At 63.6% G+C, this 13,345-nt stretch carries 12 protein-coding genes; 9 read left to right on the top strand and 3 right to left on the bottom strand.

The window, feature by feature from the left end; translation table 11 throughout:
* The first annotated feature begins 260 nt into the window (after positions 1 to 260).
* Together PSH81_RS26430 and PSH81_RS26425 are read left to right on the top strand one after the other, a co-directional pair.
* A complete protein-coding gene (locus PSH81_RS26430; protein ID WP_226454663.1) occupies positions 261 to 1,559 on the top strand; it encodes a serine hydroxymethyltransferase in 1,299 nt (432 codons plus the stop codon).
* 34 nt (positions 1,560 to 1,593) lie between these two features.
* On the top strand, positions 1,594 to 1,740 hold the full coding sequence (locus PSH81_RS26425; protein ID WP_226454662.1) for a hypothetical protein: 147 nt from the start codon (positions 1,594 to 1,596) through the stop codon (positions 1,738 to 1,740).
* Here PSH81_RS26425 and PSH81_RS26420 read toward each other — a convergent pair.
* Positions 1,737 to 3,236, bottom strand: coding sequence for a PLP-dependent aminotransferase family protein (locus PSH81_RS26420; protein WP_226454661.1), 1,500 nt, complete (start codon positions 3,234 to 3,236; stop codon positions 1,737 to 1,739). The genes PSH81_RS26425 and PSH81_RS26420 overlap by 4 nt on opposite strands.
* A gap of 133 nt (positions 3,237 to 3,369) precedes the next feature.
* On the opposite strand from PSH81_RS26420, the gene serC reads away from it, so the two are divergent.
* The 5 genes from serC (at position 3,370) to glyA (ending at position 9,148) form a co-directional block, all read left to right on the top strand.
* Positions 3,370 to 4,452, top strand: a complete 1,083-nt coding sequence (gene serC / locus PSH81_RS26415; protein WP_305391735.1) for a 3-phosphoserine/phosphohydroxythreonine transaminase — start codon at positions 3,370 to 3,372, stop codon at positions 4,450 to 4,452.
* 128 nt (positions 4,453 to 4,580) lie between these two features.
* Entirely contained in the window at positions 4,581 to 5,822 is a 1,242-nt protein-coding gene (locus PSH81_RS26410) for a benzoate/H(+) symporter BenE family transporter (RefSeq protein WP_226454659.1), read from the top strand.
* Positions 5,819 to 6,622, top strand: a complete 804-nt coding sequence (locus PSH81_RS26405) for a YggS family pyridoxal phosphate-dependent enzyme (protein WP_370694874.1) — start codon at positions 5,819 to 5,821, stop codon at positions 6,620 to 6,622. Before PSH81_RS26410 ends, PSH81_RS26405 begins: the two co-directional genes overlap by 4 nt.
* Positions 6,623 to 6,675: 53 nt before the next feature.
* A complete protein-coding gene (locus PSH81_RS26400) occupies positions 6,676 to 7,857 on the top strand; it encodes an aspartate aminotransferase family protein (RefSeq protein ID WP_192297981.1) in 1,182 nt (393 codons plus the stop codon).
* Between the two features lie 25 nt (positions 7,858 to 7,882).
* The gene (glyA, locus tag PSH81_RS26395; protein WP_305391734.1) at positions 7,883 to 9,148 is read left to right on the top strand and encodes a serine hydroxymethyltransferase; all 1,266 of its coding nucleotides are present in this window, start codon (positions 7,883 to 7,885) and stop codon (positions 9,146 to 9,148) included.
* On the opposite strand, the gene PSH81_RS26390 is transcribed toward glyA, so the two are convergent.
* Both PSH81_RS26390 and PSH81_RS26385 read right to left on the bottom strand, forming a co-directional pair.
* On the bottom strand, positions 9,139 to 10,650 hold the full coding sequence (locus PSH81_RS26390; protein WP_305391733.1) for a YifB family Mg chelatase-like AAA ATPase: 1,512 nt from the start codon (positions 10,648 to 10,650) through the stop codon (positions 9,139 to 9,141). The genes glyA and PSH81_RS26390 overlap by 10 nt on opposite strands.
* Positions 10,651 to 10,866: 216 nt before the next feature.
* Complete coding sequence (locus PSH81_RS26385; protein WP_071488052.1) at positions 10,867 to 11,130, bottom strand: accessory factor UbiK family protein; 264 nt, start codon at positions 11,128 to 11,130, stop codon at positions 10,867 to 10,869.
* Between the two features lie 423 nt (positions 11,131 to 11,553).
* On the opposite strand from PSH81_RS26385, the gene glnK reads away from it, so the two are divergent.
* A complete protein-coding gene (gene glnK / locus PSH81_RS26380) occupies positions 11,554 to 11,892 on the top strand; it encodes a P-II family nitrogen regulator (protein ID WP_002555808.1) in 339 nt (112 codons plus the stop codon).
* A 34-nt stretch (positions 11,893 to 11,926) separates the two neighbouring features.
* Entirely contained in the window at positions 11,927 to 13,264 is a 1,338-nt protein-coding gene (locus PSH81_RS26375) for an ammonium transporter (protein WP_192297978.1), read from the top strand.
* Positions 13,265 to 13,345: the final 81 nt, after the last annotated feature.

Raw genomic sequence — 13,345 nt, 5'->3', positions numbered from 1 at the left:
GCTCGAATCGGCGCAGATATTAAGCAGGCTATGGTCTTGCGCAGTAGTCCATTGCGGGCGGAGTAACCAGACCACTTGTAGGGTTATGCCAGCCGCTTGCGATGTGCCCAGGGATACAAGGTGCGTGGTTGCGAAGTGGTCTGTAGAACCGGCACGCAATGGTCTATCTGGCGCGTCGGGAGGCCGTTAGGGTAGTCGGCCATGGATAAGCCCGCTGGCGGGTGTGGCTTGCTATTCGATGTGCGCCGACAGGAGTCAATATGCCGAATTTCGCTCGAAGGGACGGATGTGCGCTGCCATTCGTCAGTGCCGATCACTTGTCCCAGGTGGACCGCGAAGTCTGGGGCGCGATCGAAGCCGAGCGTCTGCGCCAGATCCATTCCATTGAACTGACGGCCACGGAAAACGTGGTCAGCCGGGCCGTGCTCGAAGCCCAGGGATCGATCCTCACCAACAAGCACGCCGAGGGTTACCCCGGGCGGCGTTATTACGCCGGTTGCCACAACGTCGACGTGGTGGAAAACCTCGGCATCGAACGCGCCAAGCGGCTGTTCAATTGCGCCTACGCCAACCTGCAACCCTATTCGGGCAGCCAGGCGAACCAGGCGGTGTTGCTGGCATTGCTGGTGCCGGGGGACAAGATCCTCGGGCTGGACCTCAAGGCTGGCGGGCACCTGTCCCATGGCGCGCGGTTCAACCTGTCAGGCCGGTGGTTCCAGGCCTTGAGCTATGGCGTGCACCCCGAGACGCATCGCGTAGACATGGAGGACGTCGAGCGCATCGCCCGGCAAGAGCGTCCGCAACTGCTGATCGCTGGCGCTTCGGCGTACTCGCGCACGCTGGACTACGCGCGGTTTCGCGCAATTGCCGACGAGGTGGGCGCTTACCTGATGGTCGACATCGCCGAGGTGGCCGGGCTGGTCGCGGGCGGCGCGTTTCCGTCGCCGATCGAGTTTGCCCATGTCACCACGGCGACCACGCACACCACCCTGCGCGGGCCACGTGGGGGAATCATCCTGTGCAATGACCCGGTGATTGCGCAAAAAATCAACGCGGCGGTGTTCCCAGGCCTGCAATGCGCGCCGCTGATGCACATCATCGCGGCCAAGGCGGTGGCCTTGGGCGAGGCCCTGCAACCGGGTTTCAGCACCTATGCCCATGCCGTCATCGCCAACGCCCGGGCCTTGTGCGGACGGCTGGCGGAGGGCGGGTTGTCGGTGGTGTCCCAGGGCACCGACTCGCACCTGGCGGTGATTGACCTGCGGCCCTGGGGCCTGGCGGGCAACGTCGCCGAACACGCCCTGGAACAGATCGGCATCACCTTGAATCGCAATGCGGTACTGGGCGACCAGGCCAAGCCCAACGTCACCTCCGGTATCCGCCTGGGCAGCGCGGCGTGCACCTCGCGGGGGATGGGCATCGAAGAGTTCCAGGAAATCGGCGACATGATCCTGGCCTTGCTCGGCGGGGTCCGCAGCGGCACCTTCGACCGTCGCACCGCGACGTCCATCCGCGAAGGCGTCGCCAGCCTGACCAAGCGCTTCAGGCTGCCCTACTGACGCCTCCCGCCATTTGCCAGAAGAAGGACCTGCCATGCCGGACATCGCTCATCGCTACCGTCACAAAACCCTGCGCACGCCAGCGCAGACCGCCGCGACAGCGTGCGCCAACAAGCTGCGGCGCGCGCGGATGTATGCCCAGGCGCAGCGCCTGTTGATGAACTACGCCCTGGGTCACTAGCGGGTTTTCAGCGCATTCGCCAGGCGCAGCATGGCGGCTTCGATCTCGTAGGCGGTCAGGGACGAATAGCCGAGCAGCCAGCCCTGCTTCTTTTCCTCGCCCGCATACAGTCGGCTGAGGCCGGACAACTGCACACCGGCACTGGCGGCCTGGCGGATGGTTTTCTCTTCCGACCAGCCTTCATGCAGCAGACACGGGATCTGCAAGCCACCCTGCGGGCGCCAGGCCGTTACCACCCCGGCCAAGTGCTTGCCGATCGCGTCCAGCATGATCGACTGGCGCCCGGCGTAGAGCTTGCGCATGGCGCGCACGTGGGCGTTGTAGTGACCGTCTTCCATAAAGCGCGCCAGGGTCAGTTGCAGGATCTGCGGCGTGTGGCCGTCCATCATGCTGCGGGCGTAGGTGAAGGCCTTGACCAGCTCGCGCGGCAGCACCATGTAGCCCATGCGCAGGCCGGGGTAGAGGGTCTTGCTGAAGGTGCCGATGTAAAGCGTGCGCTGGTACTTGTCCAGGCCCTGCACGCAGGCGGTGGGTTTGCCGTCGTAGTGAAACTCGCTGTCGTAGTCATCTTCGATCAGCCATTTGCCTTTTTCCGCGGCCCAGTTGATCAGTTCGAGGCGGCGTTCCAGGGTCAGCGTGGCGCCGGTCGGGTATTGGTGCGAAGGCGTGACGTACACGCAGTGGGCGCCGCTGCGGTCGGCGTACAGCAGGTCGGTGCGAATGCCATGCTCATCGACATCGATGGGCAGCACCTTGGTCTCGGCGGTTTCAAAGGCCTTCTTGGCGCCGTAGTAGCCCGGATTTTCCAGCAGGATCGGTTTGCCCACGTCTGCCAGCAACTGGGCGCACAGGAACAGCGCCTGGCGGGTACTGCTCAGCACCAGCACCTGGTCCGGCGAGCATTTGGCGCCACGTTCGAGGTTCAGGTAGGTGGCGATGGCCTTGCGCAGCGGCTCGGCGCCTTGGGGGTCGCCGTGCAACAGCACATGGCTGCGATAGTCCTTCATCACCTGGCGTTGCAGGCGCTCCCACACGTCGGTGGGGAAGGTGCGGGTTTCCGGCAGGCCGGTGGCGAACGCCTTGATCACCTGTTGATCGGTGACGCCGCCGCTGTCGAGGATCATCCGCCCGCGCTGGCTCAAGCCGGCGCCGGGTGTGGCCTGGTTGCTTTTGACTTCCTGAGCCTTGATGCGTCGGCGCGAGGCGCCGCGCAAGTCGGTGCCGATGGCGTCGCACACATAGCTGCCGGAACCTTCGCGGCGCACGATGAAACCGTCGCGGTGCAACTGCACGTAGGCGTTTTCCACGGTGTCGCGGGCGATCCCCAATGACTTGGCCAACACCCGCGTCGCCGGCAGCTTGAGGCCGGGGGCGAGTGCGCCTTCCAGGATCAGGGCGCGCAAGGCGCGTTGAATGCGCTGGTGCAGGTCCAGCAGTTGGAATTCAGCATCCTTGAGCCGCATCTGCAGCGTCTCCAACTCGAACGTTTTTGCCATGTGGTCTGCCTAACTTCCGTGAATTGGCCTGTAGCGGCAGGCCAGTCTATCCGTAGACTTCAAACCCTGCCACCGCCTTCATCGGCGGCCAATCCAGATGCTGCGTGCATGCTTCGACAGGGAGTCGTCAATTATGGCCAGGTCACACAATTTCAGCGCGGGCCCTGCGGCATTGCCCATGGAAGTGCTGCGCCAAGCCCATGAGGAATTTTTCGACTTTGCGGGCACGGGCATGTCGGTGATGGAAATCAGCCACCGCAGCGGGATCTTCATGGAAGTCGCCCACCAGGCCGAACAGGACCTGCGGGAGCTGTTGCAGGTGCCCGCCGCGTACAAGGTGCTGTTCCTGCAAGGCGGTGCTTCGCTGCAATTTGCCCAGGTGCCGATGAACCTGTTGGGCGACAAACGCAGCGCGGACTACCTGCATACCGGTCTCTGGTCGGGCAAGGCCATCGAGGCTGCCCAGCGTTACTGCGACGTGCGTATCGCCGCCAGCGCCAAGGCCGACGGGTTTGATCGCGTCCCCGCCGTGGCGGGCTGGAACCTCAACCCGGACGCCGCCTACCTGCACTACACCGAGAACGAAACCGTGCACGGCGTGCAATTTGCCGATGTGCCCGACAGCACTGTGCCGCTGGTATGCGACGCCTGCTCAAGCCTGCTTTCCAAGCCGATCGACGTGGCCCGGCACGGCTTGATCTATGCCGCCGCGCAAAAAAACATGGGCATTGCCGGGCTGACGGTGGTGATTGTCGACCCGGCGCTGCTGGATGCCGCCCAGGCGTTCACCCCCGACATTCTCAGCTATGCGCGCATCGCCGACGCGCAGTCGATGCTCAACACGCCGGCGACCTTCCCCTGGTATCTCACCCACCTGACGCTCCAATGGATCAAGCGCAGCGGCGGCGTCGAGGCCCTGCACCGGCTCAACCAGGCCAAGGCCGAGCTGCTCTATGGCGTGCTCGATAACAGCGACGGGTTTTATCGCAACAGCGTGCAAGTGCCGTTTCGTTCGATCAACAACGTGCCGTTCCGGCTGGCCGATACCGCGCTGGAAAAGACCTTTGTGCAGCGCGCCGAACAGGCCGGCCTCTACGGGCTCAAGGGGCACGCCTCGGTCGGCGGATTGCGCGCCAGCCTCTACAACGCGGTCACGCTCGATTCCGTCGCGGCGCTGGGCGACTTCATGCAGGGTTTTGCCCGCGTGCACGGCTGAACCCGGGCGGTCTGCCAAGTGGTCTGGTCAACCTGGCGCAAGTGTCGGGGCAAAACCAGCCATTTCAGGGTTAAAAATTATCCACCTCGCGGGGCCCGAAACCTCGTTCTGTCAGGAGCAAATCCGTCATGTCTTCTCTGAGATCACCGTCATCGCTGCGCTTGCGCGACCTGTTTCATCCCGTGATCGCCGGACTAATCTCGGTGATCGTCAACTATGGCGGGACCTTTATCCTGGTGTTCCAGGCGGCCAGGGTCGCCGGGCTCAGTCCGGAGCTGACGGCATCGTGGGTGTGGTCGGTGTCGATTGGCGTCGGCGTGACCGGGCTGTTTCTCAGTTGGGTCAGCCGCGAGCCAATCATCACCGCCTGGTCGACGCCCGCCGCGGCGTTCCTGGTGGTGGCGTTGTCTACCACGCCCTACGCGGAGGCGGTCGGCGCATACATTATTTCCGCGGTCGCCTTCGTATTGCTGGGGTTGTCGGGCTGCTTTGAAAAAGTCATCCGGCTGATTCCGCCAGGCGTTGCCGCGGCGTTGCTCGCCGGGATCCTGCTGCAATTCGGTATCGGTGCGTTTGGTGGCATGAGCCTGGACCCGGTGCTGGTGGGGTTGCTGATCGTCGCCTACATCGTGCTCAAACGCTTTACCGCCCGTTACGCCGTAGTCGGCATCCTGGTGCTGGGGTTGGTGTTTCTGTTGACGCAGAACCGCGTGGACCTGTCCGGGTTGTCGCTGCAATTGGCCGCGCCGGTGTTCACCGCGCCCGAGTTTTCGCTGAATGCGCTGCTCAGCGTGGCGCTGCCGCTGTTTCTGATCACGCTGACGGGCCAGTACATGCCGGGCATGCTGGTGCTGCGCAACGATGGCTTCAAGACCAGCGCCAACCCGATCCTGACCGTGACCGGGCTGGGCTCGCTGCTCATGGCTCCGTTTGGCTCCCATGCGTTCAACGTGGCGGCGATCACTGCAGCGATCTGCACCGGCAAGGAAGCGTCGGAAGACCCGTCCAAGCGTTGGGTCGCCGGGGTAGCGGCGGGCGTGTTCTACATCCTCATCGGTGTGTTTGGGGTGACGCTGGCCGCTGTGTTCATGGCGTTCCCGGCCACCTTCATCACGACGCTGGCCGGCTTGGCGCTGCTCGGCACCATCGGCGGGAGCCTGGCCAGCGCCATGGCGGACGTCAAATCCCGCGAGGCCTCGTTGATTACCTTCCTGGCGTGCGCCGCCAACATCACCCTGCTGGGCATCGGTGGCGCGTTCTGGGGGCTATTGATCGGGCTGACCGCGTACGCCGTGCTCAACGGCCGCCTGCCACGGCGCAAGGCACAAGTGGCCGAGACCGACGTGACCGTCAAGGAGGCGACCCAGTGACAATCGCCCAACCGCAAGACCTCGGCACCCTGCACTCAGGTCACGGCCGCTATCCGCAGGCCACCAGCGTGGAGGATTTCCGCCGCAACCTGGCGGCGGTGCAGCAGCGGATCAACGACGCCTGTGCACGGGTCGGGCGCGATCCGGCGAGCGTGCGCCTGCTGCCGGTGAGCAAGACCTTTGATGAAGCGCATCTGCGCCTGGCCTACGCCGCCGGTTGCCGGTTGCTGGGGGAAAACAAGGTGCAGGAAGCGCAGCGCAAATGGGAGGCAATGGCCGACCTGACCGACCTGCAATGGTCGGTGATCGGTCATCTGCAAACCAACAAGGCCAAGCAGGTCGCGCGCTTTGCCAGTGAGTTCCAGGCGCTGGACAGCCTGCGGGTGGCCGAGGCGCTGGACCGTCGCTTGCAGATCGAGGGGCGCCAGCTGGATGTGTTTGTCCAGGTCAACACCTCCGGCGAGGCCAGCAAGTACGGGCTGGCGCCGGATGCCGTGGCGGATTTTCTACAGGCCCTGCCGGCGTTTTCCGCGCTGCGGGTTCGCGGCTTGATGACCCTGGCGCTGTTTTCCGCCGATGTGGTCCGCGTGCGCCCGTGCTTTGTACGTCTGCGTGAACTGCGCGAACGCCTGCGTGACAGCGCCCCGGCGGGTATCGGCCTGGGCGAGTTGTCGATGGGCATGTCCGGCGACTTTGAAATTGCGATTGAAGAAGGCGCCACCGTCGTGCGCGTCGGCCAGGCCATTTTCGGCGCCCGCGCCATGCCGGACGCCTACTACTGGCCGACAGCGGACGCCTGATCGACCGGCCTTGAACAACCTACGTATCGAGTGACTTGCAAGGAAACCCTGTGATGTCTTCTGCACCCGCGTACCTCATGCACACCTATGCCCGCCAACCGGTCGCGTTTACCCGGGGCGAGGGACCCTATCTTTGGGATACCCAGGGCGTCCAATACCTGGACGCCATTGCGGGCGTCGCGGTGACCAGCCTGGGTCACGCCAACCCGGAGATCGCCGCGGCCATTGCCGAGCAGGCCGGCCAGTTGCTGCATACCACCAACATGTTCCAGATCGAGTGGCAGGCGCGGTTGGGCGAACGTTTGTGCGGTTTGTCCGGCATGCAGCGCGCCTTTTTCTGCAACTCCGGTGCGGAAGCCAACGAAGCCGCGCTGAAGCTGGCGCGCTTGCACGGCAACGCCCGGCAGGTCGCGCAGCCACAGATCGTGGTGATGGAAAACAGCTTTCACGGGCGCACCCTCGCCACGTTGGCCGCGACCGGCAACCCTGCGGTGCAGCGCGGCTTCGAACCGTTGATGCCAGGTTTTATCCGCGTGCCCTACAACGACATCGACGCCATTCGCGCAGTGGCCGAGCAGTATCCCGACATCGTCGCGGTGCTGGTCGAGCCGGTGCAGGGCGAGGGCGGTGTACACCCGGCGTCCCGCGAGTACCTGCATGCCCTGCGAGAACTATGCGATGCCCATGACTGGCTGATGATGGTCGATGAAGTGCAGACCGGCATGGGCCGCACAGGTGCCTGGTTCGGCTTCCAGCACGCGCAGGTCGTACCGGATGTGATCACCCTGGCCAAGGCGCTGGGCAATGGCTTTCCCATTGGCGCCTGCCTGGCGCGGGGCAAGGCCGCCGAGTTGTTTTCGCCCGGCCACCATGCCTCCACGTTTGGCGGCAACCCGCTGGCCTGCCGGGTCGGGTGCACGGTGGTCGACATCATGGCGCGGGACCAGATCCCGCTGCGTGCGGCCGTCTCGGGGCGGCGCCTGTTGGCCACGTTGCAGGAGGCGTTGGGCAATCACCCGGAAGTGGTGTCGATTCGCGGCCTGGGCTTGATGGTCGGCATCGAACTGAATCGCCCATGCGCCGAACTGGTGGGACGCGCGCGTGACGAACAACACCTGCTGATCACCGTGACGCGGGGCACCACTATCCGCCTGCTGCCGCCGCTGATCTGCGACGACGCGCAGATCGACGACATCGCCGAGCGTGTCACTCGACTCCTGGCCCACAGCGCCTGACTTTTCACTCAAGGACCTCTTCACCATGTACGACTCAACGTTGACCCTTAAAGCTTTCGACCCTCAGCTGTGCGAGGCGATTCATAACGAAGAACATCGCCAGGAAGACCATGTCGAGCTGATCGCTTCCGAAAACTATGCAAGCCCCCTGGTGATGCAAATCCAGAGCACGGTGCTGACCAACAAGTACGCCGAGGGGTACCCGGGCAAGCGTTATTACAGCGGCTGTGAATACGTCGACGTGGCCGAGCGGCTGGCCATCGAGCGGGTCAAGACGCTGTTCGATTGCGACTACGCCAACGTGCAGCCCCATGCCGGTGCCCAGGCGAACGCCGCCGTATTCTTGGCGCTGATCAACCCCGGCGACACGGTGATGGGCATGAACCTGGCCCAGGGGGGTCACCTGACCCACGGTAACCCGTCGAACTTTTCCGGCCGTCATTACAAGATCGTGCCGTATGGCCTCGATCCAAAGACAGGCCTGCTCGACTACGACGAGATGGAGCGCATTGCCTTGGAAACACGGCCGAAGATGTTGATCGGTGGTTTCTCGGCCTACTCGCGATACAAGGACTGGGCGCGTATGCGCGAAATTGCCGACAAGGTCGGGGCGATTTTCTGGGTCGACATGGCGCACGTCGCCGGGCTGGTCGCCGCCGGTGAATACCCGGACCCATTGCCCCATGCCCATGTGGTCACCAGCACCACGCACAAGACGCTGCGCGGTCCTCGGGGCGGCCTGATTCTGTCCAAGGGGCAAGACGAAGCGTTTTACAAGAAGCTCGACTCGGCGGTGTTCCCGGGGGTTCAGGGGGGGCCGTTGATGCACCAGATCGCGGCCAAGGCGGTCGCGTTCAAGGAAGCGCTGACGCCTGAGTTCAAGACCTACCAGGCCCAGGTGGTGACCAATGCCCGGGCCATGGCTACGGTGTTGCAGCAGCGCGGGTACAAGATCGTCTCGGGCGGCACCGATAACCACATGATGCTGATCGACTTGTCCGACCGGCCTTACACCGGCAAGGAAGCCGACGCGGCCTTGAGCAACGCCTACATCACCGCCAACAAGAACTCGGTGCCCAACGATCCACGTTCGCCGTTTGTGACCTCGGGCCTGCGCATTGGCACGCCGGCCGTCACCACCCGTGGTTTCGGCGTATTCGAATGCGAGCAGTTGGCCGGCTGGCTGTGCGACGTACTTGACGCAATGGAGCGCGATGACAGCGATAGAGTCGCCCATCATGTGCGCGAACAGGTGATTGCGCTGTGCCGGCGTCACCCGGTCTACCGTTGATCGGCCTGGCCGCAGGCGACTGGCCGGTATTGCAGCGCTTCGGCCAGGTGCGGGCGGGTGATGGTGTCCACACACTCCAGGTCCGCCAGGGTGCGGGCGACTTTCAACAGCCGATGGGCGGCCCTGAGGGATAGGGTCAAACGCTCGCACGCGCTTTCCAGCCACGCTTCATCCGGCTTGGACAGCGCGCAGTGCCGGCGCAGCCCGGGCAAATCCAGGAAGGCGTTGGCGCAGCGCTGGCGGTTGTGTTGGCGCTCCCGCGCCTGGGCAACCTGCGCCGAGGCGGTGGCCGTGTTGTCGCCACTTTGCGGCGTGGGGTTCAATGCGGTGGCTTCCCGGGCAACGGTCAGGTGCAGGTCGATGCGGTCCAGCAGCGGGCCGGAGAGTTTGTTGCGATAGCGCTGGATCTGTTCCGGCGTGCAGCGACAGCGTCCGCTGGCATCGCCCAGGTAGCCGCAGGGGCAGGGGTTCATCGCGGCCACCAGTTGAAAGCGCGCCGGGAAACTCACCCGGTCGCGGGCGCGGGAGATGACGATATGCCCTGACTCCAGGGGCTCGCGCAGTACCTCCAGGACCTTGCGGTCGAACTCCGGCAATTCATCCAGGAACAACACGCCGTGGTGCGCCAGGGTGATTTCCCCTGGCTGCGGTTTCGACCCGCCGCCGACCAACGCCGGCCCTGATGCCGAATGGTGCGGCTGGCGGAACGGCCGGTGGGGCCAATGGTTCAACGGCTCCAGGCTGACCACCGATTGAATCGCGGCGACCTCCAGGGCTTCCTGCTCACTCAGCGGCGGCAACAGGCCCGGCAAGCGGCTGGCAAGCAGGGTCTTGCCGGTGCCCGGCGGGCCGCTGAACAACAGGTTGTGCGCGCCGGCGGCGGCGATCAGCAAGGCGCGCTTGGCGGCGAGTTGGCCCTGTACCTCGCTCAGGTCCGGGTAAGGTCGGTTCAGGTACAACAAACCATCGGACTTGTAGGGCTCAATGGGCTGGTGCCCGTTCAGATGGGCCACCACTTGCAGCAAATGATCCACTGCAATCACCTTCAGCCCCGACGCCAGGCAGGCTTCCTCGGCATTGGCCCGCGGCACTATCACGGTGCGTCCAGCCTTGCGCGCGGCCAATGCCGCCGGCAACACGCCCTTGACCGCCCGCACGGCGCCCGACAAGGCCAGTTCACCCAGGCATTCGACCTCATCGAGCATCAACGCCGGCACCTGCACGCTGGCCGCGAGGATTCCCAGGGCAATCGCCAGGTCAAACCGCCCGCCGTCCTTGGGCAGGTCGGCGGGCGCGAGGTTGAGGGTGATGCGCCGGGCCGGGTATTGCAGCGCGCTGTTGAGGATGGCACTGCGTACGCGGTCCTTGCTTTCCTTGACCGCGGTTTCGGGCAAGCCCACCAGGGTGAGGGACGGCAGACCATTGGCCATGTGCACTTCAACGGTGACGGAAGGGGCTTCGACGCCGACCTGGGCGCGACTGTGGACGATGGCGAGGGACATGCTCGTTCCTTGAAATGGGGGCCGCATCCTGCGGGCTTTTCAAGGGTAGACGAGGAGTGAAACTATCGATGGCGGGAGGTTTTACAGAACGTATCCAGAGAGCGACGGGGCCAAATGTGGGAGCGGGCTTGCTCGCGAAGGCGGTGGGTCAGTCAATAAACTCGGAGACTGACACCCCGCCTTCGCGAGCAAGCCCGCTCCCACAATGGGCCGCGTTTATTCAGCAGATGGCGGCGTCAATCGTGCTTCCAGTTCGGCGACCTTCGCTTCCAGGCTCTCCAGCCGCGCACGTGTGCGGGCCAGCACGACCATCTGGCTGTCAAACTCTTCCCGGCTCACCAGGTCGAGCTTGCTGAAGCCGCTTTGCAACAGCGCCTTGAACTGGCTTTCGATTTCGTTGCGGGGCAGCGGGGTGTCGCCGCTGAACAGGCGAGAGGCATGGCCGCTCAGGGCGTCGAGGAGATCTTTGGGCGCGAGCATGGGAAATATTCCGGAATAACTGTTGGCCGGCAGTGTATCACGCAGCGTCTATAGTCTTTTTCACCGCGTGGGGCGCACGCTTTTCGCGCAACGTGCCGTCCGGCTGCGCACTGTTTTTGTGCGCAATACGGCCGCCAAAAAGCCCCGAAGGTGGACAGAAGTGGGCAAAGGACTGATTTCAGTGATTTTTACGGAGCTGGCAAGGTTTCTGCTTAGACGATCATGACCCATGCACTGATGCAGTCGCTGTGACGAATGCAGTGCGCCGACGGATCAGGGGTACAGGTTTCGTCACCAGTGGTTCGCTGGTGTCGCAATGGCAACTGCCGTTGAGACGATGCGTTACAAAGCCAGGCACTGCGCTTAGACTTGAGACGGGTTTGTTTTCCTGGGGCAAGTCCACCAATTCGGGAGAGAGTTTTCATGAAGCTAGTCACTGCCATCATCAAGCCGTTCAAGTTGGACGATGTACGCGAGTCGTTGTCCGAGATCGGCGTGCAGGGCATTACCGTTACTGAGGTCAAAGGCTTCGGTCGGCAGAAGGGTCACACCGAGCTGTATCGCGGCGCGGAATACGTAGTCGATTTCCTGCCGAAGGTGAAGATTGATGTCGCCATTGACGACAAGGATCTTGACCGGGTTATCGAGGCGATAACCAAGGCGGCCAACACCGGCAAGATCGGTGACGGCAAGATCTTCGTGGTCAATCTGGAACAGGCTATTCGCATCCGTACCGGCGAAACCGATACCGACGCAATCTAAGCCGCCAAACCCCAACGCCCCAGGAGAAAACAATATGACTCTGCGTAAATTCGCAGGGCTAGGAGCCCTGTTGTCCATCGTAATGCCAAGCCTGGCCATGGCGGCAGACGAAGTGGCTGCTCCAGTCCTCAATTCCGGCGACACGGCGTGGATGCTCACATCCACCGCGCTGGTGCTGTTCATGACCATTCCAGGCCTGGCGCTGTTCTACGGCGGCATGGTGCGCTCCAAAAACATTCTTTCCGTGATGATGCAGTGCTTCGCCATCACCGGCCTGATCAGCATCCTGTGGGTCGTCTACGGCTACAGCATCGCCTTTGATACGACCGGGATGGAGCAGGGCGTCGTCAACTTCAACTCCTTCTTCGGCGGCATGGGCAAGGCGTTCCTGGCGGGCGTGACCCCGGCCAGCATCACCGGGCCTGCGGCACTGTTCCCCGAGGCGGTGTTCATCACCTTCCAGATGACCTTCGCGATCATCACTCCGGCGCTGATCGTCGGTGCCTTCGCCGAGCGCATGAAGTTCTCCGCGATGCTGATCTTCATGGCGATCTGGTTCACCCTGGTCTATGCGCCGATCGCGCACATGGTCTGGAGCGGTAACGGTGGCCTGCTGTGGGACTGGGGCGTGCTGGACTTCGCCGGCGGCACCGTGGTGCACATCAATGCCGGTGTGGCTGGCCTGGTGGCGTGCATCGTGCTCGGCAAGCGTAAAGGCTACCCGACCACCCCGATGGCCCCGCACAACCTGGGTTACACCCTGATCGGCGCGGCCATGCTGTGGGTGGGCTGGTTCGGCTTCAACGCCGGTTCCGCCGCTGCGGCCAACGGCACCGCCGGTATGGCGATGCTGGTCACCCAGATCGCGACCGCTGCTGCAGCGCTGGGCTGGATGTTCGCCGAGTGGATCACCCATGGTAAGCCAAGCGCACTGGGTATTGCCTCGGGTGTCGTGGCCGGCCTGGTTGCTGTAACGCCAGCCGCAGGCACCGTGGGCCCGATGGGCGCCCTGGTGATCGGCCTGGTGGCCGGTGTGGTCTGCTTCTTCTGCGCTACCAGCCTCAAGCGCAAGCTGGGCTACGACGACTCCCTGGACGCCTTCGGCGTGCACGGTATCGGCGGTATCGTCGGTGCAATCCTGACCGGTGTGTTCGCAGCGCCAGCCCTGGGCGGCTTCGGCACCGTGACTGACGTTGCTGCGCAGGTCTGGATCCAGTGCAAAGGTGTCGGCTTCACCGTGATCTACACGGCGATCGTGACCTACATCATCCTCAAGGTGCTGGACATGGTCATGGGCCTGCGGGTTACCGAAGAGGAAGAGGCTGTCGGCCTCGACCTGGCACAACACAACGAACGCGGCTACAACTTGTAAGTACGCGGAAAAAAGATGCCCGGCTTGCCGGGCATTTTTTTGCCTGGCGTTTGTCAGTGTCTCAAAGCTGTAACGGTTTTT

It is taken from the genome of Pseudomonas sp. FP2335 (genome assembly GCF_030687535.1).
In the GTDB taxonomy this organism is placed as follows: Bacteria; Pseudomonadota; Gammaproteobacteria; order Pseudomonadales; family Pseudomonadaceae; genus Aquipseudomonas.
The sequence above is the reverse complement of the archived record's forward strand: the minus strand, read 5'-3'. Positions and strand labels throughout refer to the sequence as shown.